At 73.6% G+C, this 1,781-nt stretch carries 3 pseudogenes; all 3 read right to left on the bottom strand.

Features of this window, described 5'->3' with window-relative positions:
- Nucleotides 1-778 (bottom strand): annotated as a pseudogene (locus IF01_RS50780) (SpnB-like Rossmann fold domain-containing protein); the annotation flags it as partial.
- Nucleotides 779-837: 59 nt separating this feature from the next.
- Nucleotides 838-1,215: pseudogene (locus IF01_RS51755) on the bottom strand (polyketide synthase dehydratase domain-containing protein); the annotation flags it as partial.
- A gap of 137 nt (nucleotides 1,216-1,352) precedes the next feature.
- A pseudogene (locus IF01_RS51750) lies at nucleotides 1,353-1,556 on the bottom strand (polyketide synthase dehydratase domain-containing protein); the annotation flags it as partial.
- Between the last annotated feature and the right edge of the window lie 225 nt (nucleotides 1,557-1,781).

The following is a 1,781-nucleotide window of genomic DNA, read 5'->3' as shown; positions in this document are numbered from 1 at the left end:
GGGTGGGGAGGTCGAGTCGGGCGGGGACGAGGGCGGGGTGGGTGGTGGTGAGGGCCTGGTCGAGGAGGTTGAGGCCCTGGGTGGTGGTGAGGGGGGCGAGGCCGGTGCGGGTGAGACGGCCGAGGTCGGTGGTGTCGCGTCGAGGTAGGCGTTGGCGGCGGCGTAGTTGGCCTGTCCTGCGGAGCCGAGGACGCCGGCGGCGGAGGAGAAGAGGACGAAGGCGGCGAGGTCGGTGCCGGTGGTGAGGTCGTGCAGGGCGTGGACGGCGTCGGCCTTGGGTCGCAGGACGGGCGACGTCGCAGGCCCGTACGGTGATGTGCGCCCCGGTGTCCAGGAGGTCCTGGGGTGCGGCGGTGCCGCTGCGGCTGAGCAGCAGCAGGTGGCGGACGCCGTGCTCGGTGACCAGGTGGCGGGCGACCAGCCGGCCCAGGGTGCCGCTCGCGCCGGTGATCAGCACCGTGCCGTTCGGATCCAAGGCCGCTGGTGCGGTGGTGTCCTCCGCGTTCGGGGCGACGACGGTCAGCCGCGGCGCCAGGACCTCGGCACCGCGCACCGCGACCTGCGGTTCACCGGTGGCGACGGCGGTGGCGAGTGCCGACTCGGACCAGGTGTCGACGTCGATCAGCAGGATGCGATCGGGGTGTTCGGTCTGGGCGGAGCGGAGCAGACCCCAGACGGCCGCGGTGACCGGGTCGGGCCGGTCGGCGATCGAGCCCTGGGTGACGACGGCGAGCCGGGTGTCGTCGTTCGCGCGGTCGCCGAGGAACTGCTGCGTGAGCTCCAGGACTTCGGCGAGCCGATCGCGCATTCGTCGGTGGTGGTGGCGAGCTGGTCGGCGGACATCCGCTGGAGGCGGAGGTCGTCGACGGTGACGACGGGGTGGCCGGTGGTGTCGTAGGCGGTGAGGTGGGCGGCGTTCTCGCTGCGGCGGGTGAGGTGGACGCGCAGGGTGGTGGCGTCGGTGGCGTGGAGCTGCACGCCGTTCCAGGAGAAGGGCACCCACAGGTCACCGGCGGGGAGCGGGTGGAGGGCGGCGTCGAGGAGGGCGGGGTGCAGGGCGAAGCCGTCGGTGCCGGTCGGCAGGACGACCTCGGCGTAGAGGTCCTGGCCCTGCTGCCAGAGCGCGGTGAGGCCCTGGAAGGCCGGCCCGTAGCTGTAGCCCAGAGCGCCGAGGCGCTCGTAGGTGTCACCGCTGTCGATGCGCTGGGCGCCGGTGGGGGGCCAGGTGCCGGTGTAGGGCGTCGGGTTGTTGGTGGCGTTGTCGGTGAGGGTGCCGACGGCGTGACGGGTCCAGTCCTCGGTGGACCCGGTGAGGTCGGTGTCGGTGTCGGTGGTGTGGGGGCGGGAGGGACGAGGGGGCGTTCGAGGGTGAGTTCGTCGAGGACGCGGTGGCCGACCTGGTCGGCGGCGTGCAGGGCGAGTTCGACGAACGCGGTGCCCGGCAGGATGACCGTCCCGAACACGCCGTGGTCGGCGAGCCAGGGGTGTGTGCTCAGTGACACCTGGCCGGTCAGCACCAGCCCGTCCTGGGAGGCCAGCCGGACGGCGGCGCCCAGCAGCGGGTGCCCGGCCGGGTTCAGCCCGAGCCCGGCCGCGTCCAGGACCGGCTTGGCAGCGGGCAGCCAGTGGCGGCGGTGTTGGAAGGCGTAGGTGGGGAGGTCGGTGAGGCGGCCTGCACCGGCCCAGGGGGTCCAGTCGATGGTGAGGCCGGTGGTGTGGGCTTCGGCGAGGCTGTGGAGGAGGCGGTGCTGTCCGCCTTCGCCTCGGCGCAGGGTGCCGAT

It is taken from the genome of Kitasatospora purpeofusca (assembly GCF_000718025.1).
Lineage (GTDB): Bacteria > Actinomycetota > Actinomycetes > Streptomycetales > Streptomycetaceae > Kitasatospora > Kitasatospora purpeofusca.
The sequence above is the reverse complement of the archived record's forward strand: the minus strand, read 5'-3'. Positions and strand labels throughout refer to the sequence as shown.